This window comes from Achromobacter ruhlandii (assembly GCF_002082135.1).
In the GTDB taxonomy this organism is placed as follows: Bacteria; Pseudomonadota; Gammaproteobacteria; order Burkholderiales; family Burkholderiaceae_B; genus Achromobacter; species Achromobacter ruhlandii.
In genome coordinates this window covers 1,796,676-1,816,073 of the sequence record NZ_CP017433.1, presented here as the reverse complement: position 1 = coordinate 1,816,073, position 19,398 = coordinate 1,796,676, and the positions used below count along the sequence as shown (strand labels likewise).

The window sequence follows — 19,398 nt, the reverse complement described above, 5'->3', positions numbered from 1 at the left end:
TTCTCCGCGGGGTTTACTTGGGGCCGTTCTGCTTGAAGTCACCGTAATAGGCCGCCCGCGAATAGCGGTATCCGCCATATTTGGAACGGAACCCGAAGCGCTCGGGCATCAGCTTGAGACCGTTGAACAGCACCCCATCCACCGGCGCGCCCGCCTGGATCAGGCGCTTGGCGGTCTCGCGGATCTCGCCCACCGTGTTCATGCCCGACCGCACCACCACCATCACCGCCGCGGCATGCGTGCCGACCACCGCCGCGTCGGGCGAGGACAGCACCGGCGCCGTATCCAGGATGACCATGTCGTACTGGCTGGCCAGCTCGCGCAGGGTCTGGCCGAAGATCGGCGAGGCCAGCAGCTCCGATGGATCGAAGCTCACCGCGCCGGTGGCGATGAAGTCCACGCCCTCGGAGACGCTGTGCTTGCGCACCCGCTCCAGCGGCAGCGTGCCCGACAGCACCTCGAACAGGCCGTCTTCCTTGGGCACGCCGAAATAGCGATTGAGCTGGCCCTTGCGGAAATCGGCATCGATCAGCAGCACGCGCTTGCCGACCCCGCCCTGGATGAAGGCGAAGTTGGCCGACAGGAACGACTTGCCGACGCCGGCCACCGGCCCGGTGAACATGACCATGTTGTTGGCCGACTGGCGCAGCGAGGCCTGCAACACGTTGCGGAACGACCGCAGGCTTTCGATCGGTGGCGCGTTGCTCTGGCTCTGCGCCAGCAATGCCGGCACGGTGGCGTTCTTGCGCCGGCTGCGGCGCCACAGCTTGTCCTGCAGATCGCTGTGGGGAATCGCGGCCAGCACCGGCAGGCCGGTGTAGCGCTCGACATCGTCCGGCTCGGACAGGCCGCCGAACAGCGCGTTGCGCACGAAGGCGCACAGCACGCCGATGATCAGGCCGATGGCCGTGACCACGGCGATGATGATGGCGGCCTTGGGACGCACCGGCTTGTCCGGCTGCACCGCGGCGTCCAGGATGCGCACGTTGCCGACCTTGCCGGCACGGATCAGGCGCAGTTGCTGGGCGTTGTTCAACAGGCCCGTATACAGCTCGGTGTTGACGCGCACGTCGCGCACCAGCCGCACCACGTCCTGCTCCAGGTCCGGCAGCTGCTTGATGTTGTTGCCGATGCGGTTGACGTCGCCGGTCAGCGAGGCGATCTGGCGGTCGATGGCGACAATGCTCGGATGGGTCGGCGCGAACCGGGTGATCAGTTCCTGGCGCTTGGCGCGCAGCTCCATCACCTTGGTCTGGGCGTCCACCGACTGCGCCAGGATCAGCTTGGCTTCCTCGCTCAGATCGATGGTGCCGCGCTTGTTGCGCAGCGAGTTGTACTTGGTCTCGGCCGCGTCCAGTTCGCGCTTGAGTTGCGGCAGCTGCTCGTCCAGGAACGCCAGCGATTTCTCCGCCTGGGCCGACTTGCGATTGACGTTCTGCTGCACGTATTCCTGGCCGATCTGGTTCAGCACCGCGGTGGTCAGCGACGGATCATTGCCCTCCAGCGTCACGCCGATCACGCCCGAAGTGCGCCCGCGTTCGAAGATCCCCAGGCGCGATTGCACGTCCTCGATCGCCGCCAGGCGCGAGGTGCGCGACACCGTGAATTCGGTGCCGGGCCGGCCGCTGAGCGCGTCGATGTGCACGTCCAACGCGCCGCCGCCCGGCAGCACGAAATGCTCGGGCTTGCCGACCGTGCCCTTGAACGTGGCGCCGGTGATCTTATCGTTCAGGGTGTAGGCGCCTTCGCCCAGGGTGGTGATGCGAAAGGGCTTGCCCAGCCATTCATTGGGCACGTCCAGCTGCGAGATCGAGATCGACTCGCCGCCCCAGGCGTAACCGCCGCGCGGCAGCCCGGACGGGTACGGCAGGCTTTCGTAGTGCCGCGCCAGCCATTCGCCGACCACCGGGAAATAGCGCGGCTTGGCATGGATGTACAGCATGAACTTGTCGACGGCCGGTCCCACCACCATGCGCGAGCGCAGCACTTCCATCTCGCCGGAGGTCTCGGCCTTGGTGTCGAAGATGGCCGAGACGTCGCCCAGCAGGCTGCGGCTCTGGCCCTGCGGCAGTTCCTCCTCCACCTGGACGATGATGTCGGCCGAATAGACCGAAGGGGTGACCATGACATAGACCACCGCGCCCAACAGCGCGATCAGCGTGATGGCGATGATCAGCCAACGGTTGGAGAAAATGGCGTCCACGTGCGAGGACAGCGGGGTTTCCTGCTGGCGAGCCGGGACGGAGGGCTCGAACGATTCGATGGGCAACGACATGCAGCTCTCCAAGATTAGGCGCCGCCGCGGTCGCGGCGCCCCCAAAGGCGTGGGCCGGATCCCGGCCCCGCGCCCAGCGGCGCGGGGCGGGCCCCGAGGGTCGATTACTTGATTGAATGCACGGTCTGTACCGTTTGCGCGCTCGGGAACAGGTTGCTGATGAAGCGGTTCCACCGCACCAGCGCCGCCGTATCCACGAAGACGACGTCCTTGGGTTGCAACTCGAACTTCTCCGCCACCGCATAAGCCTGCGGCGAAGCGGCGTTCAGATGGAACACCAGCGGCGTCGCCTGCTCGGTACTGCGCACCACAAACACCTGCGACGAGTCCGCGGTCAGCTGGTTGGGGCCTCCCGCCACGCCCAGCGCTTCGTTCAACGTCAACCTGCCGTCCCGCATCACGATCGAGGCCGGCGTGGTCACCTCCCCGGTCACGAACACCTTGCTTTCGTCGCGCGGCGTCACCCTGACGATGTCGCCCGACTTCAGCATCACCTGGTTCAGATCCTGGCCGCGGTCGATCAGCGCGGGCAGATTCACGCGCGTCTTCCTGCCTTCGCGGATGACATAGACGCTGCTGCGGTCACCGGTGGGCAGCACCCCGCCCGCGCGGTTGATCGCTTCCAGCAGCGTCATGGGAATGTCGTTGATCGCGACGGTACCCGGCGTCTTCACCTCGCCTTCGACGTAGACCCGCTTGCTGCGGTAGCCCAGCACGCGCACCGTGATCTGCGGATCCTGGATGTATTTACCCGAACTGTTGACTATGAGATTGCGCGCCTGAAGTTCCGTCAACCCCGCCACTTTCAGCAGTCCCGTATAGGGAAATTGGATATATCCGGAGGATGAGACCGTATACCCCGGAATGCCCGAGGCGGTATCCCCGAAGGCTAGTTCGGTCACCCCCGTGCCGATGGCGTAGGTTTGCGTCGGAAGCACGAGCTCGGGGTGATCCCAGACCACGATAGAAAGAATGTCCCCGGGACCGATGCGATACGGCTCGGCCTTGTCGACCAGGCGCGATACCCCGTCGTTGTCCAGCAGCGCCTGGCGCGCGCGGTTGTCCTCCAGCACCAGGCTGGGCGTGATTTCCTTGATCTGCGCCACCGAATTCGGATCGAGCGGATCGACCAGGTGCTTGGCATCAAAGGTCATGCCGGGAGAAAGGGCGCAAGCGCCCAGCGAGGACACGAGCGCGATGGCAGCGATGGCTCGGCTCAACGTTCCGAAAAATGTCGTCATGGCAAATCCACTGTGAATGACTTCGTTGCTTGGAAAGGAGCCCGATGCGTAACGGGTTGCGACATTCCACTCCCTTTTCAAGCCCCCGCACATTCGACGGATGCCTTAAGCCTTCTCCTACATCGTTTGGAGGTTTCGGGTGCGCCGGGCACTCAATAAGATTTGGACGGTAGCCACATGCCTTGCGGCGGTGCAGCGTTTTTTTTCGCGGCCCCCAGGGCGCCTCCCCGAAGAACGAAGGAGTGCGCGATGGACCCGTCCCTCACGGACACGTCAAGCAGGTCGAACCGATCCAGCTATCTGTACCGGCTGCTGGACGCGGCGATCGTCATTATCTGCGGCCTGGCCGTCACCGAGCTGAAGTTCGCGGATGAGGCGATGGCCGATCCGCCGCAGATCCATCTGTTCCTGATCTATCTGTGCGGCCTGGGCGTCATCGCGCTGTTTCCGGCGTTCAGCCTGTATGTGTCATGGCGCGGCCGCCGGCTGGCGGACCTGATCGTGCGCAGCCTGGCGGCATGGTCGCTGGTCTTCGCGCTGGGGATCCTGGTCAGCTTTCTCATGCACCAGAGCGCATCGGTATCGCGCCTGTGGGCGGCGACCTGGTATGGCTGCGCGGCCCTGGCGCTGGCCGGCGTCAGGCTGGCGGTGTACGCGGTGCTGGGCGCGGCGCGGGATCGCGGCCTGAACCGCAAGCGCGTGCTGCTGGTCGGCTTCGGCGCGCTCGGCCATGACCTGTGGCGGCGCGTCGAACGCTACCGCGAAGCGGGTTATGAGGTCGCCGGCATCTACGCCGAACCGCACGAGAACCTGCCGCCGCAGGTGCGGCGCCTGCACGACCTGGACAAGCTGCACGCCTTTGTGCGCGAGCACACCGTGCGCGAAGTCTGGATCGTGTTGCCGATGGAGGCCGGCCAGGAATTGCGCGAGGTCCTCTACCACCTGCGCAACGACCTGGTGGACATCCGCTGGATTCCCGACGTGATGTCGATCCAGCTGCTGGGCCACCGCATCGGCGAATTCCTCGGACTGCCCGCGATCCAGCTGAACAGCCTGCCCGCGGCGGGCGTGCGCGGCTGGGCCAAGGAAGCCTTCGACCGCAGCTTCGCGCTGTGCGCCCTCATCGGCCTGTCGCCCCTGATGCTGACCGTGGCCTGCCTGGTCAAGCTGACCTCGCGCGGGCCGGTGCTGTTCACCCAGCCGCGCCTGGGCGTGGACGGCAAGGTGTTCCACGTCTACAAGTTCCGCACCATGACCGTGCACCAGGAGCACGGCGTGGTCACGCAGGCCACCCGCAACGATGCGCGCGTCACCCGCATCGGCGGCTTCCTGCGCCGCACCAGCCTGGACGAGCTGCCGCAATTCCTGAACGTCTTGCGCGGCGACATGTCGGTGGTCGGCCCGCGCCCGCATGCGCTGGAGCACAACGAACTGTACAAGGACCTGGTGCAGCGCTACATGATGCGGCACCGCGTCAAGCCGGGCATCACCGGCTGGGCCCAGGTCAACGGCTTGCGCGGCCAGACCGACACGCTGCGCAAGATGAGCGACCGCGTCGAGCATGACATCTACTACATCCAGCACTGGACATTCCGGATGGACCTGATGATCATCGCCCGCACGGCGATCTCCGGATGGACGGGGCGAAATGTCTATTGAACCGCTGGGCTGGCCCCTGATCGTCCCGTCGCGCGCGCGCCCGGCGCCCGCCCCCGCCGCGCCGCCGCCCGGCCTGCTGGCCGAGGATGACTTCCGCCGCGCGGTGGAGATGCTGCCGCTGGTGTCCATCGACCTGCTGTTGCGCGATGCCGACGGCCGCTACCTGACCGGCCTGCGCAGCAACCCGCCGGCCCAGGGCAGCTGGTTCGTGCCGGGCGGCCGCATCCGCAAGAACGAGACCCTGTCGCGCGCGCTGCAGCGCATCGCCCGCGAGGAACTGGGCCTGACGCTGCCGCCACAGGCCTGGCGCCCGCGCGGCGTGTACGAACACTTCTACGGCACCAATTTCGCCGGCGAGACCGGCCGCTCCACCCATTACATCGTCCTCGCCTACGAGGCCGAGTTCACGCTGGACACCGCCAGCCTGCCGCTGGGCCAGCACCGCCGCTACCGCTGGCAGCCCGCGGCGGCCATCGCCGCCGACCCCGGCGCCCATCCGTACACCCAGGCCTACTTCAAGGAGTCAGCGCCATGACCAACCCCCATCCTCCGTACCGGGCCGTGATCCTTTGCGGCGGCTCCGGCTCGCGCCTGTGGCCGCTGTCGCGCGAGCTGCTGCCCAAGCAGTTCATCCGTTTGACCGATGACCGCAGCCTGCTGCAGAACACCCTGCTGCGGCTGGACTCGGCCGGCGCCCAGGCCCGCCCCATGCTGGTGTGCAACGACGCCCACCGCTACATCGCCGCCGAACAGGCGCAGGAGCTGGGCATCCAGGACGCCGAGATCGTGCTGGAACCGTTCGCCCGCAACACCGCCCCGGCCATCGCCGCCGCCACGCTGCGCGCCATGCGCGACGGCGAGGACCCGGTGATGCTGATCATGCCGTCCGACCACGTGCTGGAAGACGGCCCGGTGCTGGCCGCCGCGTTCGCCCAGGCCTACCAGGCCGCGCGCCAGGGCGCCCTGGTGACCTTCGGCATCACCCCCACGGCGCCGCTCAGCGGCTACGGCTACATCCAGGCGGCCGAACCCGGCGCCATGGCGCCCGCCCGCAAGGTGCGGCGTTTCGTCGAAAAGCCCTCGCCCGAAGTGGCGCAGCGCTTCATCGAGGACGGCAGCTACTACTGGAACAGCGGCATGTTCGCCTTCCAGGCCTCGGTCTTCCTGGCCGAACTGGAACGGCTGGCGCCGCGCATCCTGGAACAGGTGCGCGCGGCGGTGGCCGCCGGCCATGGCGAGCCGGCGCTGTTCCAGCTGGACGGCCCGGCCTTCGAGGCCTGCCCCAGCGACTCGATGGACTACGCCATCATGGAGCGCACCGACAGCGCGGTGGTGATCCCCCTGGCCGCGCCGTGGAGCGACGTGGGCGCCTGGGACGCGGTCTGGGGCATCGCCCGCAAATCGGCCGAAGGCAACTCCACCAGCGGCGACGTAATGGTCGAGGACTCGCGCAACTGCCTGATCCATTCGACCAGCCGGCTGGTGGCCTCGGTCGGGCTGGACGACATCGTGGTGATCGAGACCGCCGACGCCGTGCTGGTGGCGCACAAGACCCGCTCGCAGGACGTCAAGCGGCTGGTGGAGGCGTTCAAGGTGCAGCATCGCAGCGAACTGAATCACCACCGCGAGGTGCAGCGTCCCTGGGGCTCGTACGACTCGGTCGGCCAGGGCCCGCGCTACCAGGTCAAGCGCATCACCGTGAAGCCGGGCGCGCGCCTGTCGTCGCAGATGCACCACCACCGGGCCGAGCACTGGGTGGTGGTATCGGGCACGGCGCGCATCTACAACGGCGACAAGCAATACCTGCTGACCGAAAACCAGTCGACCTACATCCCCCTGGGGGAAGTCCACAGCCTGGAGAACCCCGGCAAGATCCCGCTGGAAATCATCGAGGTGCAGTCCGGCGCCTATCTGGGCGAGGACGACATCGTCCGCTTCCAGGACATGTACGGCCGTGTCTGACCCCCGGCGCGCGGCCTCATCCTTTTGGCGGCCGGGCCTGGCTCGGATCTGCCTGCCGCTGGCGGCGCTGTTCTTCGTCACCCTGGTGACGGTGGGCAACCTGCCGGGGCTGGCCGCCGAGATGTCCGACGCGTTCGGCGACAAGCGCCTGCACCTGGCGGCCTACGCCTTCCTGACCGTGCTGGTCTACCTCTCGGTGCAGCGGCGGCCAGGGCTGACGGCGCTACTGGCCGTCTCCGCCCTGGGTGCGCTGGACGAAGGCATCCAGTCCTTTTTTGCCTATCGACAGGCCGAACTCTTAGACCTTTTGGCCGATATCTCCGCGGCGGGTGCGACAGTAATCTCGTTGAACATCGGTTCCGCAGCCTTCGGCTCTTTTCGTGCAGTGACTAAGTCTTAAGGATAAAACCATGCCAAAACGGGCACTGATTACCGGCGTCACCGGCCAGGACGGCGCATACCTGGCCGAATTCCTGCTGGCCAAGGGCTATGAAGTCCATGGCATCAAGCGGCGCGCGTCGCTCTTCAATACCGCGCGCATCGACCACCTGTACCAGGATCCGCATGACCAGCCGCGCAACTTCGTGCTGCACCACGGCGACATGACCGACTCCTGCAGCCTGATCCGCATCGTGCAATCGGTGCAGCCCGACGAGATCTACAACCTGGCGGCGCAAAGCCACGTCGGCGTGTCGTTCGAGGAGCCGGAATACACCGCCAACGCCGACGGCCTGGGCACCCTGCGCCTGCTGGAAGCCATCCGCATCCTCAAGCTGGAGGACAAGGCCCGCTTCTACCAGGCCTCGACCTCGGAGCTGTACGGCCTGGTGCAGGAGACCCCGCAGAAGGAAACCACGCCGTTCTATCCGCGCAGCCCCTACGCCGCGGCCAAGCTGTACGCCTACTGGATCAGCGTGAACTACCGCGAGGCCTACGGCATGTACGCCTGCAACGGCATCCTGTTCAACCACGAATCGCCCAAGCGCGGCGAGACCTTCGTGACGCGCAAGATCACCCGCGGCCTGGCGCGCATCGTGCTGGGACTGCAGGAATGCCTGTACCTGGGCAACCTGTCGGCGCTGCGCGACTGGGGCCACGCGCGCGACTACGTCGAAATGCAGTGGCTCATGCTGCAGCAGGACACGCCGGAGGACTACGTCATCGCCACCGGCATGCAATACAGCGTGCGCGAGTTCATCAATACCGCCGCGCGCGAGCTGGGCATCCTGCTTGCCTGGGAGGGCGAAGGTCTGGAAGAGACCGCCACCGTGCTGTTCAGCCCGGTGCACGACATCAAGCCCGGCCAGGTCATCGTGCGGGTCGATCCGCGCTACTTCCGCCCCACCGAGGTCGAAACCCTGCTGGGCGACCCGACCAAGGCGCGCGAAAAGCTCGGCTGGTCGCCGCGCACCAGCTTCGCCCAGCTGGTCAAGGAGATGGTGGAAAGCGACCTGAAGGACGCCCGGCGCGATGCGCTGGTGGAACAGAACGGCTACGAAATCTACGCCTACAAGGAGTAGTCCGCCATGAGCAATCCGGACCAACGCGTGTTCGTGGCGGGCCATCGCGGCATGGTGGGCGCCGCGCTGGTGCGCGAGCTGCAGGAGCGCGGCTACCGCGACATCATCACGCGCAGCCATAGCGAACTGGACCTGGAAAACCAGAACCAGGTGCACCGCTTCTTCTCGACCACGCCGGTCGACGTGGTGTACCTGGCCGCCGCCAAGGTCGGCGGCATCCTGGCCAACCAGAACCATCCGGTGGACTTCCTCTACCGCAACCTGATGATCCAGTGCAACGTGATCCGTGCCGCCTACGCGGCCGGCGTGCGCAAGCTGCTGTTCCTGGGGTCGTCCTGCATCTATCCGCGCGAGGCGCCGCAGCCGATCCGCGAGGACGCGCTGCTGACCGGGCCGCTGGAGGCCACCAACGAACCCTACGCCATCGCCAAGATCGCCGGTCTGAAGCTGTGCGAGGCCTACCAGCGGCAATATGGCGCGCGCTTCATCTGCGCCATGCCGACCAATCTGTACGGTCCGCACGACAACTACGACCTGCACAGCAGCCACGTGCTGCCGGCGCTGATCCGCAAGTTCCACGAGGGCCGCGAGGCGGGCCAGGACAGCGTCACGCTGTGGGGCACCGGCAAGCCGCTGCGCGAGTTCCTGTACGTGGACGACCTGGCGCGGGCCTGCGTAATGCTGATGGAGACGCCGTCGGCCGACGGCATCTACAACATCGGCGCCGGCGAGGACCTGTCGATCGCGGAGCTGGCGCGGGTGGTGGCGCAGGTGGTGGGCTACCAGGGCAACATCGTCTACGACGCCAGCAAGCCCGACGGCACGCCGCGCAAGCTGATGGATTCGGCGCGGGTGCGCGCGCTGGGCTGGAAGCCGGAGATTTCCCTGATTCATGGCGTGACGCTGGCCTATGGCCATTTCCTGCGCGAGCAGGCGCGCCAACCGCTGTCCGTGGCCTGAGGGCCTGTTCACACGGAAAGGAGCCTCGCATGAGTACCCGAATGAGTGACTATCAAGCCGCGAAGCGCAGTCGTGGCAGGTCCCCGGCGAGCATTCGCAACGCTGAGAGGCGCTCATTTGGGTACTCACCCTTCGGGCAGGCCGGTAATCGGCCGCCAGGCGTCGTTGCGCTCACCTTGCGTGGCACGGCCACGCGGCGGCGACCAAGCCTAGCCTGGCGGCCGATTTCCGGCCTGTACGAGGCTCCTTTCAGTGTGAACAGGCCCTAACCACGCCTATCGAAAACAGGCATTCCGATGTACCGACTCATCAGAAAGCACGTCGCCGGCAATGCCTCGTTCTGGGGGCTGGTGGAATATGGCATCGGTCCCGTCGCGGCGCTGGTGGCGCTGCCCATCCTGTTCCGCCAGCTGGGCACGGTGGGCTTCGGCCAGTACTCGATGATCATCGCGCTGGCCGGCTTCGGCAACGCCGCCAACCTGGGGGCCGCCGTCACCGCCACCAAGCTGGTGTCCGAGCGCATGCACGAGCCCGGCGGCGCCTATCGCGCGGCCGGCGTGGCCATGTCGCTGATCGGCTGCGCGCTGGGCGTGGTGACGCTGGTGGCGGCGCTGCTGTGGCTGGGCGTGTGGTGGGGCTGGCCCGCCGCCACCTTCGGCGGCGTGGCCGTCACCCTGCTGGCCATGCCGGCGCTGGCCGTCTACCTGACTCAGCAATACGACCAATTGATGTCCGGCTGCCTCAAGGGCCGCGAGGATTTCCGCGCCACCGCGCTGTGCGAACTGGTCAGCCGCAGCGGCACCATGGCCCTGGCCTGCGCCACCGCCTGGCTGACGGCCTCGCCCACCTGGACCGGCCTGGCCCAGGCGCTCGGCCTGCTGCTGGCCGGCTCGGTCAAGATGCGCGTATTCGCGCGCCGCTACGGCCACGTGCTGGTGCGCCCGGTGCGCGACCGGGGCGCCATGCTGGACGCGTTCCGGTTCTCGCGCTGGTCCTGGCTCAACAGCCTGAGCGCGCTGGCGTTCGGCTCGGTCGACCGGGTGCTGGTGGGCAGCCTGATGGGGCCGGCGGCGCTGGCCATCTATACCGTCGGCGTGCAGGTGGGCCAGATGATCCACACCGCCTCGGTGGCGATCTTCCAGAAGGCCATGCCGCGCGTCAGCCGGCTGAGCGCCGCGCCGCCGCATCCGGGCGCGGCCGAGGAAGAGATCCGCCGCCTGATGCTGTGGAACCTGCTGCTGTCGGCGGGCGCCACGCTGGCGGTGCTGGCGGTCAGCCAGCCGCTGCTGGACCTGCTGCTGGGGCATGCCGTGGCCGAGGGCCACCTGGGCACCTTCCGCCTGCTGATCATTGCCTCCGGCCTGCTTTCCTTGAACGCGGCCGCGCATTTCTCGCTGCTCGGACTGGGCAATTCCCGGGCGGTGGCGATCCTGAACGGCCTGGGCGGCCTGGCCATGCTGTGCGTCATGGCCGCCCTGGTGCACGCGGCGGGCGAACACGCCGCGGCCTGGGGCCGCATGGCCTACGCGGCGATCACGCTGGCCGGCGTGGCGCTCGCCATCCGTCAATCCCGGCCCGACTACCCGGGCGCCCTGCCTGCGGCCACCCGGTAGCCATCATGCTGAGGTCCTATATGCGCAAGCGCCACAATGAGTACTCGCGTCAGCTCATCGACTTCGTCAGCGAGCTGCGTCCCCCCGCGCCCATCGCCGGCGGCCTGCTGCCCAAGCTGACCATCGTGACGCCCTCGTACAACCAGGCGCGGTTCCTGGAGCGCACCATTGTGTCGGTGCTGAACCAGGGCTACCCGCGGCTCGAGTACATCATCATCGACGGCGGCTCGACCGACGGCAGCGTCGATATCATCCGCAAGTACGAACGCTACCTGACCTACTGGGAAAGCACGCCGGACCGCGGCCAGTCGCACGCCATCAACAAAGGCTTCGAGCGCGCCACCGGCGACTACGTCGGCTGGCAGAATTCCGACGACCTGTACTACCCGGGCGCCCTGCGCAAGCTGGGCGCGGCCGCGGCCCGGGGCCGGGCGCCCATCGTCAGCGGCAACCTGTTCGTGGCCGACGCCGACAACCACATCTTCCGCAAGATCCACTACACCCCGGTCAACCGCGGCACGCTCACGGTGGTCAAGGCCTCGATCCCGAACCAGTCTGCCATCTTCCGCCGCGACCTGCTGCGAAAACACGGACTGCTGCAGGAAAGCATGCGCTACTGCATGGACCTGGAACTGTGGAGCCGGCTGCTGCGCGAGGGCAGGAACCTGATCGTGCCGGACGCCATGGGCGTGTACACCGCCCATGACGAAACCAAGACCGCCCTGATGCAGGACGTGCTGCTGGAGGAACGCGAACAGATCGTCGACCGCATCCGCCGCACCGAACCCGGCATGGGCAAACTGTTCGGCCTCTCGTGCCGGGCCTCGCAGGTGGCCGCGCATGCGCGCCAGGGCGACCTGTCGTATCTGGTCGAAAAGCTCGCCATCAAGCTGTTCGGGCGCGACGACTGGGCCGCGCACTGACCCCCCAATCCCCAGCCATGGAGCCGCCATGCATCCGCACCGCCGCCTTTCCACGCTGCACCTGCTGGGGCTGTTCGCGTTCACCGCGCTGGCCCTGAACGACGACCGTTTCATCCTGGGGGTCGGCAGCTTCAAGCTGTCGCCCTTCGATGTGCTGTTCGTGGCCATCCTGGTGGTCAAGGCGCTGCGGCTGGCCGATCCGGCCGCGTACGCGCTGCCGCGCGGCGCGCTCGGCATGCTGCTGGGCCTGCAGGTGCTGTCGGTGATCTATCTGCTGCTGGTGTCGCTGCATCATCCCGGCATCGACACCGGCGACGTGGCGCGCGACCTGCGCATCGTCTTCTACTTCCTGAGCGTGCCGTTCCTTTGCTACAAGGACATCGACAGTCCGGCCGCCTACGCGGTGCTGCAGAAGTACATCGTGGCGGCCTGCCTGGCCGTGGCCACGCTGATGCTGCTGGAGCAACTGCAGGGCTTCAGCATTTCCAATCCGCTGCGCAATGTGCGCCTCGGGGTGTGGGCGATTCCGTTCGGCGTGGTGTCGCTGCTGTACTTCCGCAGGACGCTCAACGTGTCCGGGCCCAAGGCCTACGCGCTGACGGTCTACATGCTGCTGGCGCTGGTGTTCTCGCTGAACCGCAGCCAGTACCTGCAGTTGATGGTGGCGGTGCTGCTGGCGATGATGCTGGGCGCGGGCCCCGACATCCGCCGCCGGGTGGTGCTGATCTTCGCGCCCGCGGCCGTGGCCGGGGTGCTGGTGTTCGCCAGCATCGGCTACCTGGACGTGCTGACCAACCGCATTTTCAGCGTCGAGCGGCTCGACGAGGACTCCAGCTACGGCGCCCGCATCCAGGAGATGCAGGGGCAGATGGACTCGTTCGCCGAGAGCCCGGTTTTTGGCAAGGGCGCGGGCTTTCGCAGCTGGGTGATGGGTGAGAACGGCTTCGAGCTGAGCACCTTCGCGCACAACTCCTGGGCCTTCTACCTGATGAAGTTCGGCATCGTCGGCACCGTCATGATCATGTTGCCGCCGCTGCTGATCCTGCTGCTGTCGCTGGGCCGACGCTACGCCCATCCCGGGCTGGAACTGCACCGGCGCTACCTGATCGCCACCGCGCCGATCTACATCTTCGTCGACTCGCTTTCGGGCGGCCTGGCCTACGCGCCCAAGACCGCCTTCACCGGATTCCTGCTGTGCTATTGCCTGTCGCTGCTCCGCAATGCCCGGGCCATGCCCGCGCCCCAGCCCGCGCCCGCGGCTCCCAGCTCCCGTCCGGACGCCATGCGCCGGGCGCCACCGCGAGTACTGCCCCATGCCTGATGTCCTGTTCGTCGCCCCCGACCTGCATGGCGGCGTCGGAAGATGTGTCGCCTTCATCGCCGACGCCCTGCCCCGGCGGGGCGTGGACGCGGGGCTGTTCCTGCTGCGTTCGCGCAACCGCGAATACCCGATCGCCAACCCGCGCGTGACGCGGGCGCTGCCGGTGTTGGAATCGCCGACGGCGCTGCGCCTGATGCTGCCGCTGGCGTTCGCGCGCCTGGTGGCGCAGATCCGCCGCGACCGCCCGGCCATCGTCTGCTCGCACGGGCTGTTGTGCAACATGCTGGTGGTGCTGGCCAAGAAGGCGCTGCGCGGCGACTTCGCCATTGTGGCGTTCGAGCACAGCAGCCCCGCCATCCACTACGGCGCCTCGCGCATGCGCGGCCTGAAATGCTGGCTGGTGAGCCAGACCTACCGCCGCCACGACGCCGTCGTCGGCGTCTCGCGCGGCGTCAAGGAGGACCTGGTCAGCATGTTCCCGCCGCTGCGCGGCAAGGTGCGCACCATCTACAACGGCGTGCCGCTGGACGACGTGCGCGAGCAGAGCGCCGCGGCGTCGCGGCCCGCGCCGGCCGACGCCGGCGCGCCCTATCACGTGGTCGCGGTGGGCCGCCTGGAGGCCGTCAAGGACTACGCCACGCTGATCGACGCCGCCGCGCTGCTGGACGATCCGGGCATCCACTTCACCATCCTGGGCGAAGGTTCGGAGCACGGCGCGCTGCAAAGGCGCATCGACGCGCGGCCCTCGCGCAGCCCGGTCACCCTGGCCGGCCACATCGACAACCCGTTTCCGGTGATCGCCAGCGCCGGCGCCTTCGCCCTGACTTCGGTGCGCGAGAGCTTCGGCAACGTGCTGGTCGAGGCCCTGTGCCTGGGGGTGCCGGTCATTTCCACCGATTGTCCGCACGGCCCGGCCGAAATCCTCGACGCGGGCCGCTACGGACTGCTGGTGCCGGTGGGCGATGCGGCGGCGCTGGCCGCCGCGGTGCGCCGGCTGGCCTACGACGGCGACATGCGCGAACGGCTCGCGGCCGACGGCCCCGGGCGCGCCGACGCCTTTTCACTGGAGCGGCACTGCCGCGACGTCATCGATTTGTTCCAGCCGCTGATGCGGCGCGGCGCATCCTGAACAGGAAAGCATCATGTCCAAGATACCGGTATCCGTCGTCGTCATGACGAAGAACGAGGAACGCAATATCGCCAAATGCCTGAAGGCGCTGGCCGAGTTCGACGAGGTCTTCGTGGTCGACTCCAACAGCACCGACGCCACTTGCGCCATGGCCGCGGCGCTCGGCGCCAAGGTCAGCAATTTCAACTGGAACGGCAAATATCCAAAGAAAAAGCAGTGGTGCCTGGAACAGTTGCCGTTCACGCATCCGGTGGTGCTGTACGTCGACGCCGACGAGGAAATGACGCCGGAACTGGCCGCCGAGATCCGCGCGGCGCTGCCGCGCTTTGCCGCCGGCGCCGGCGGCGCCTTCGTGCCGTTCGACTATGTGTTCTGCGGCCGCAAGCTGCGCCACGGCCACCGGGTCTACAAGCTGGCGCTGCTGGCGCGCGATCAGTCGCGCTTCCTGGACTACGACGATCTGGACGTGGCCCACATGTGGGAGGTCGAGGGCCACTACCAGCCGCAGGTCAAAGGCGAAACCTTCGCGCTGCGGGCGCGCATGGTGCACAACGACCACGATTCGCTCTACCACTACTTCGACAAGCACAACCGCTATTCCGACTGGGAAGCCAATCTGCGCATCAAGGGCCTGATGAACGATCCGCGCGAGGCCAACGTCGGCGCGCGGGCGCTGCTCAAGCGGCTGTTCCAGGCGCTGCCGTTCAAGGCGCCGATCTCGTTCCTGCATTCCTACCTGCTGCGCCTGGGTTTTCTCGATGGCCGCGCCGGCTTCGATTACGCGGTGGCCCGCGCCATGTACTACTGGCAGATCCGCATCAAGACCGAGGAAATCCGCCAGGCCCGCCTGGCCGTCGATCCGGCGCAAGGCGATGCGCTCAGCGGAGCCGCCAAATGAGCGCGCTGCAGCGGTTGGACCAGTTCACCCTGGCGCCGGGCCAGCGCGGCCGTTCGGCGCTGACGGTGCAGTTGTGGTGGCTGGTGCAGGGCTCGCTGTTCCGCTGGTCGCCGCAAGTGGCCTACGGCCTGCGGCGCTGGCTGCTGCGCTGTTTCGGCGCGCAAATCGGACGCAAGGTGCTGATCCGCCCCAGCGCCACCATCACCTATCCCTGGAAGGTGACGATCGGCGACTACGCCTGGATCGGCGACGACGCCGTGGTCTACAGCCTGGGGCCCATCCATATCGGCGCGCATGCCGTGGTGTCGCAGCGCAGCTACCTCTGCGCGGCCGACCACGACGCCGCGCAGCCGGACTTCCCGCTGCGCGAGCGCGCCGTGCGCATCGAGGACGGCGCCTGGGTCGCCACCGATGTCTTCATCGGCCCCGGCGTCACCGTCGGCCGCGAGGCCGTGGTCGGCGCGCGCAGTTCCGTGTTCCGCAGCCTGCCGCCCGCCATGGTGTGCCACGGCAATCCCTGCCGCCCCATCCGCCCGCGCGTGGCGCCGCCGGCATGAAGATCCTCCTGTACGGCATCAACTACGCGCCGGAGCTGACCGGCATCGGCAAATACAGCGCGGAACTGGCCGAATGGCTGGCCGCGCGCGGCCACCAGGTCAGCGTCGTCACCGCGCCGCCCTATTATCCGCAATGGCGCGTGCACGATGGCTACCGCGCCGGCCGCTACCAGCGCGAAACGCGCGCCGGCGTCGACGTGCGGCGCGCGCCGCTGTGGGTGCCGGCCCGACCCGGCGGCGCCAAGCGCCTGCTGCACTTGGCCAGCTTCGCGCTTTCCAGCCTGCCGTCGCTGCTGCGCGCGGCGGCCGGCCGGCCCGACCTGATCGTGGTGGTCGAGCCCGCCCTGTTCTGCGCGCCGGCCGCCTGGCTGGCCGCGCGGCTGTGCGGCGCGCGCGCCTGGCTGCACATCCAGGACTACGAAGTGGACGCGGCGTTCGACCTGGGCCTGCTCAAGGGCGCCTGGCTGCGCGCGGCCGTGCGGCGCGCCGAGCGCTGGCTGATGCGGCGGTTCGACCGCGTCTCGACGATCTCCGGCCGCATGCTGGACCTGGCCTTGTACAAAGGCGTGGATCCGGCGCGCGCGGTGCTGCTGCCCAACTGGATCGATGTCGAGGCCATCGCGCCCGGCCGTGACAGCGACCTGCGCGCCGAACTCGGCATTCCCGCCGGCGCGGTGGTGGCGCTGTATTCGGGCAACATGGGCGGCAAGCAGGGCCTGCAGACGCTGGCCGAGGTGGCCCGGCTGCTGGAACAGGAGGAATCGCTGTGGTTCGTGTTCTGCGGCCAGGGCCCCGAACGCGCGCCGCTGCAGGCGCAGTGCCACGGGCTGGCGCGGGTGCGCTTTCTGGACCTGCAGCCCGCCGCGCGGCTGGGCGCGCTGTTGAACACCGCCGACATCCACCTGCTGCCGCAGCGCGCCGGCGCCGCCGACCTGGTCATGCCGTCCAAGTTGACCGGCATGCTGGCCAGCGGCCGCCCGGTGGTGTGCGGCGCCGCGCGCGGCACCGAACTGGCCGGCGTGGTGGCGCGCTGCGGCCTGGTGACGCCGCCCGAGGACGCCGCCGCCATGGCCGAGGCGGTGCGCAAGCTGGCCCGCCATGGCGAGATCCGGGAAACATTGGGCGCCGCGGCGCGTCGCCATGCGCTCGACCACCTGCACGTGGACGCGGTGCTGGCCGCCGCCGAGCGCGAATTCGCCGCCGTCGCGGGCGCGCCCGCGCCGCGCGCAACGCGGACCACCGAAGCCGCCAGCCGCGACGCCGGCCATTAAGCTCGATCGACCGGATTCTGCCCCGGCGCCCTCGGCGCCACGCGCTGGCCACGGGACGGCGGGTCGCGCCCGCTACACGCTGTCGTCGCCCTTGCCAGCGGCGGCGGCCGGCGTGGCGCCGCGCACCAGCCCCATCTGCACCGCGATATAGGCCGCCTCGGCCTGATTGCGCGCGTTCAGCTTCCAATACAGGGTGCGCGCGTGGCTCTTCACCGTGGCCACCGATATCCCCACCTGCTGGCCGATCTCGCGCATGGTCTTGCCCTGCACCAGCAACTGCAGGATCTCCTCCTGCCGCTGCGTCAATTCGCGCAGCTCCGGCAAAGACGCCTGTGACGTCGACAGGGGCCTGGGCTGCGGTTGCGGATAGCATTCACCGCCCGCCAGCACCAGGCTGACGGCGGCGGCCAGGGCGTCCGGGCTGGATGCCTTGGGCAGGTAGCCGGCCACGCCGGCGCGCGCGCAGGCCGCCATCACGTTCTGGTCCAGCACCGAGTACAGCGCCAGCACCAGGCGCGGCATGAACAGCGCCATCGCCTGCGACAGCAGGCCGATGTCGGCCTCGGCGGCGCCGCTGCACCCCACCACCAGCAGCTCCACGGGGCGATTGAGGGAACCGGGCATGTTCACGAGATGTGCCGGCGAGATCGCCAGAATGTCCTCTGCGTTCCGTACCCGCTCCAGCACATGCTGGATGGCGACACGAAGCAGGGCGTAGTCTTCGATTAGAACGGTTGTCATCCCGGAGGGAACCTTGTGACGCAGGGTCCAGACACGGTTCCCATGGCACGGCTGCGCACGGCGGCAATGGCGGTTCCAGCGCCTCGCCAGGCTCACGGGAATCTCGTCCACTACGTGGCATCGCTCTGGCGCGCTTGGTGATTCGCCATCTCAACCCATGCTTGTGGACACGACCCATGCTATCAGCGGCTACCTTCGCTGAATCTCGTTCAGGAGGATGATTGGAGGAGGAATGCTGCGGCACGGCGACCGTCGATGCTGCAGTGTGTATGACCTAGGCGGGATGGCGGGGTGCGCCAGCCCCGCCCTTAACCCAGCTTGCGGCCGTACAGTTGTCCGGCGTCGGCGTCGCGGCCGTTCGGCTCGTGCCATTCCAGCGTGGCGCCCCGTTGCAGCGCCGCGTAAACGGCCTCGCCCTTGTTCTTGACGTGCAGGCGCTGGTAAAGCGTGCAGGCATGCGTCTTGGCCGTTGCGACCGAGATGTTCAGCATCCGGCTGACCGTCTTGATGGGATAGCCGCGCGCCAGCAGCACCAGCACTTCGTATTGCCGCGGCGTGATCTGCAGCAACTGGGCGCCGGCGCTGACCGGCATGGCGCCTTTGCCCGCGCCATCGTCCAGGTCGCGCGCCGGCAGGGCGCAGCTTGCCTGCGCCGGCGCCTGCAAGGCCTGTTCGCTGGGAAAGCACTGCCCGCCCGCCATGACCAGGCGGATCGCCGCTTCCAGGATTTCGACCGACGCCGTCTTCATCAGGCAGCCGTAGACGCTGGCGCCGGGCAGGCCCTGCACCGGCATCGGCAACGGCATGACATCCGTCAGCAGCAGGATGCGCTTCGGACTCAGCTCGCGCTGGATCTCGTGCAACGTGCTCCAGGCTTCCTCGCTATCCACGGGCAAGCCGTAGATGAGCAGATCGGCGCCCGCATGCCCGCCACTGGCCTTGGAGACATCGGCCAGCCCCATCCCCTCGATTTCCCACACATCGTCCAACTTGCTCAGAATCTGCCACAACCCCAGCCGCAGGAGCGGATGGGCTTCAATCAGGACCATCTTGGCCATGGTGTCCTCCCGGTTTTTCAACAGGCCTAGAAGGGATCTTCGCTGTGCTGAAGACTATTTTTTTCCAGCCCACGCGGGGGTGGTCCGCAATATCCCGGAATATCTAATGACGCTGCACCGGGCCATTTGGGCTGGGAGACTTTCGTAGCCAACATAACGGATGGCATGAACCCATCTTATGGTTCGGAATTGGCAAAATCAAGACGCTTGCTGGCGATATAATCCGACAAAAACAGACATCATTCGTGAGCCTTAATCAGCCTCGTAAAT

General features: G+C 67.6%; 17 protein-coding genes. 13 read left to right on the top strand and 4 right to left on the bottom strand.

Translation table 11 applies throughout. The annotated features are described in order from the left end of the window. Window positions 1-13: 13 nt before the first annotated feature. Together AruCF_RS08315 and AruCF_RS08310 are read right to left on the bottom strand one after the other, a co-directional pair. Complete coding sequence (locus AruCF_RS08315) at window positions 14-2,275, bottom strand: GNVR domain-containing protein (protein WP_049072978.1); 2,262 nt, start codon at window positions 2,273-2,275, stop codon at window positions 14-16. 104 nt (window positions 2,276-2,379) lie between these two features. Then, on the bottom strand, window positions 2,380-3,516 hold the full coding sequence (locus tag AruCF_RS08310) for a polysaccharide biosynthesis/export family protein (RefSeq protein WP_049072977.1): 1,137 nt from the start codon (window positions 3,514-3,516) through the stop codon (window positions 2,380-2,382). Window positions 3,517-3,765: 249 nt separating this feature from the next. Here AruCF_RS08310 and AruCF_RS08305 point away from each other — a divergent pair, with 249 nt between their 5' ends. The 13 genes from AruCF_RS08305 to AruCF_RS08245 all read left to right on the top strand — a co-directional run bounded on the left by AruCF_RS08305 (window position 3,766) and on the right by AruCF_RS08245 (window position 17,329). Further along, complete coding sequence (locus tag AruCF_RS08305; protein ID WP_049072976.1) at window positions 3,766-5,175, top strand: undecaprenyl-phosphate glucose phosphotransferase; 1,410 nt, start codon at window positions 3,766-3,768, stop codon at window positions 5,173-5,175. Between the two features lie 73 nt (window positions 5,176-5,248). Beyond that, the gene (locus AruCF_RS08300; protein ID WP_156515994.1) at window positions 5,249-5,710 is read left to right on the top strand and encodes a GDP-mannose mannosyl hydrolase; all 462 of its coding nucleotides are present in this window, start codon (window positions 5,249-5,251) and stop codon (window positions 5,708-5,710) included. Further along, a complete protein-coding gene (locus AruCF_RS08295; protein ID WP_049072975.1) occupies window positions 5,707-7,137 on the top strand; it encodes a mannose-1-phosphate guanylyltransferase/mannose-6-phosphate isomerase in 1,431 nt (476 codons plus the stop codon). The genes AruCF_RS08300 and AruCF_RS08295 overlap by 4 nt, the downstream gene beginning before the upstream one ends. Then, on the top strand, window positions 7,130-7,537 hold the full coding sequence (locus AruCF_RS08290) for a VanZ family protein (RefSeq protein WP_175146593.1): 408 nt from the start codon (window positions 7,130-7,132) through the stop codon (window positions 7,535-7,537). The genes AruCF_RS08295 and AruCF_RS08290 overlap by 8 nt, the downstream gene beginning before the upstream one ends. Window positions 7,538-7,547: 10 nt before the next feature. After that, window positions 7,548-8,657 (top strand): GDP-mannose 4,6-dehydratase, encoded by a 1,110-nt coding sequence (gmd, locus tag AruCF_RS08285; RefSeq protein ID WP_006387741.1) that lies wholly within the window; start codon window positions 7,548-7,550, stop codon window positions 8,655-8,657. A gap of 6 nt (window positions 8,658-8,663) precedes the next feature. After that, window positions 8,664-9,617, top strand: coding sequence for a GDP-L-fucose synthase family protein (locus AruCF_RS08280; RefSeq protein WP_049072974.1), 954 nt, complete (start codon window positions 8,664-8,666; stop codon window positions 9,615-9,617). Between the two features lie 296 nt (window positions 9,618-9,913). Next, on the top strand, window positions 9,914-11,230 hold the full coding sequence (locus AruCF_RS08275; RefSeq protein WP_049072973.1) for a lipopolysaccharide biosynthesis protein: 1,317 nt from the start codon (window positions 9,914-9,916) through the stop codon (window positions 11,228-11,230). Window positions 11,231-11,235: 5 nt separating this feature from the next. Beyond that, window positions 11,236-12,153, top strand: coding sequence for a glycosyltransferase family 2 protein (locus tag AruCF_RS08270; RefSeq protein ID WP_232732793.1), 918 nt, complete (start codon window positions 11,236-11,238; stop codon window positions 12,151-12,153). A 28-nt stretch (window positions 12,154-12,181) separates the two neighbouring features. Next, entirely contained in the window at window positions 12,182-13,474 is a 1,293-nt protein-coding gene (locus tag AruCF_RS08265; RefSeq protein WP_049072971.1) for an O-antigen ligase family protein, read from the top strand. Next, a complete protein-coding gene (locus AruCF_RS08260) occupies window positions 13,467-14,603 on the top strand; it encodes a glycosyltransferase (RefSeq protein ID WP_049072970.1) in 1,137 nt (378 codons plus the stop codon). Before AruCF_RS08265 ends, AruCF_RS08260 begins: the two co-directional genes overlap by 8 nt. 13 nt (window positions 14,604-14,616) lie before the next feature. After that, window positions 14,617-15,501 carry a glycosyltransferase family 2 protein gene (locus tag AruCF_RS08255; protein ID WP_080977378.1) on the top strand — a complete coding sequence of 295 codons (885 nt, stop codon included), beginning with the start codon at window positions 14,617-14,619 and terminating at the stop codon, window positions 15,499-15,501. Then, on the top strand, window positions 15,498-16,058 hold the full coding sequence (locus tag AruCF_RS08250) for a putative colanic acid biosynthesis acetyltransferase (protein WP_049072968.1): 561 nt from the start codon (window positions 15,498-15,500) through the stop codon (window positions 16,056-16,058). Before AruCF_RS08255 ends, AruCF_RS08250 begins: the two co-directional genes overlap by 4 nt. Beyond that, entirely contained in the window at window positions 16,055-17,329 is a 1,275-nt protein-coding gene (locus AruCF_RS08245; RefSeq protein WP_049072967.1) for a glycosyltransferase WbuB, read from the top strand. The genes AruCF_RS08250 and AruCF_RS08245 overlap by 4 nt, the downstream gene beginning before the upstream one ends. A 72-nt stretch (window positions 17,330-17,401) precedes the next feature. Here the strand turns inward: AruCF_RS08245 and AruCF_RS08240 are convergent, their stop codons facing one another. Further along, a complete protein-coding gene (locus tag AruCF_RS08240; protein WP_049072966.1) occupies window positions 17,402-18,070 on the bottom strand; it encodes a response regulator transcription factor in 669 nt (222 codons plus the stop codon). A 308-nt stretch (window positions 18,071-18,378) separates the two neighbouring features. Next, a complete protein-coding gene (locus tag AruCF_RS08235; RefSeq protein ID WP_049072965.1) occupies window positions 18,379-19,128 on the bottom strand; it encodes a response regulator transcription factor in 750 nt (249 codons plus the stop codon). Window positions 19,129-19,398 lie beyond the last annotated feature (270 nt).

Excerpts from the sequence above, each read along its gene's own strand:
- AruCF_RS08245 (WP_049072967.1), top strand. The coding sequence starts at position 16,055 with ATGAAGATCCTCCTGTACGGCATCAACTACGCGCCGGAGCTGACCGGC.
- gmd (WP_006387741.1), top strand. The coding sequence starts at position 7,548 with ATGCCAAAACGGGCACTGATTACCGGCGTCACCGGCCAGGACGGCGCA.
- AruCF_RS08265 (WP_049072971.1), top strand. The coding sequence starts at position 12,182 with ATGCATCCGCACCGCCGCCTTTCCACGCTGCACCTGCTGGGGCTGTTC.
- AruCF_RS08235 (WP_049072965.1), bottom strand. The coding sequence starts at position 19,128 with ATGGCCAAGATGGTCCTGATTGAAGCCCATCCGCTCCTGCGGCTGGGG.
- AruCF_RS08305 (WP_049072976.1), top strand. The coding sequence starts at position 3,766 with ATGGACCCGTCCCTCACGGACACGTCAAGCAGGTCGAACCGATCCAGC.
- AruCF_RS08255 (WP_080977378.1), top strand. The coding sequence starts at position 14,617 with ATGTCCAAGATACCGGTATCCGTCGTCGTCATGACGAAGAACGAGGAA.
- AruCF_RS08275 (WP_049072973.1), top strand. The coding sequence starts at position 9,914 with ATGTACCGACTCATCAGAAAGCACGTCGCCGGCAATGCCTCGTTCTGG.
- AruCF_RS08250 (WP_049072968.1), top strand. The coding sequence starts at position 15,498 with ATGAGCGCGCTGCAGCGGTTGGACCAGTTCACCCTGGCGCCGGGCCAG.
- AruCF_RS08295 (WP_049072975.1), top strand. The coding sequence starts at position 5,707 with ATGACCAACCCCCATCCTCCGTACCGGGCCGTGATCCTTTGCGGCGGC.
- AruCF_RS08310 (WP_049072977.1), bottom strand. The coding sequence starts at position 3,516 with ATGACGACATTTTTCGGAACGTTGAGCCGAGCCATCGCTGCCATCGCG.
- AruCF_RS08260 (WP_049072970.1), top strand. The coding sequence starts at position 13,467 with ATGCCTGATGTCCTGTTCGTCGCCCCCGACCTGCATGGCGGCGTCGGA.
- AruCF_RS08315 (WP_049072978.1), bottom strand. The coding sequence starts at position 2,275 with ATGTCGTTGCCCATCGAATCGTTCGAGCCCTCCGTCCCGGCTCGCCAG.
- AruCF_RS08270 (WP_232732793.1), top strand. The coding sequence starts at position 11,236 with ATGCTGAGGTCCTATATGCGCAAGCGCCACAATGAGTACTCGCGTCAG.
- AruCF_RS08240 (WP_049072966.1), bottom strand. The coding sequence starts at position 18,070 with ATGACAACCGTTCTAATCGAAGACTACGCCCTGCTTCGTGTCGCCATC.
- AruCF_RS08280 (WP_049072974.1), top strand. The coding sequence starts at position 8,664 with ATGAGCAATCCGGACCAACGCGTGTTCGTGGCGGGCCATCGCGGCATG.